General features: G+C 64.4%; 1 protein-coding gene. It reads left to right on the forward strand.

Going from position 1 to position 315, the window contains the following annotated elements; genetic code table 11:
• Positions 1-109: 109 nt before the first annotated feature.
• A partial coding sequence (locus HMPREF2863_RS11415; protein ID WP_141756353.1) for a leucine zipper domain-containing protein occupies positions 110-315 on the forward strand: 206 nt, incomplete at its 3' end.

Genomic DNA, 315 nt, shown 5'->3' on the forward strand with positions numbered 1-315 from the left:
ACTAGGTGTGATGTCCAGGGACGTTGTTGCGTGAACAGCTGACAGGCGAAGGCCTCCTGTTGCGAGAGTGGAGTTGTCGAGAAACCGCTCACGCGAACAGAAGGCCTTCATGTCCCACGCTCACGCCGCCCTGACCCCTCGCGCCCACCTACGCCTGGCCAAGCTCATCGTCGAGGAACACTGGCCGGTCGCCACCGCGGCCAAGATGTTCATGGTCTGCCCACCCACCGCACGCAAATGGGCCACACGCTTCCAGGCCGAAGGACCTGCAGGGATGGCAGACCGGTCCAGCCGGCCGTCCACGATGCCGACCAG

The organism is Micrococcus sp. HMSC067E09 (genome assembly GCF_001812555.1).
In the GTDB taxonomy this organism is placed as follows: Bacteria; Actinomycetota; Actinomycetes; order Actinomycetales; family Micrococcaceae; genus Micrococcus; species Micrococcus lylae.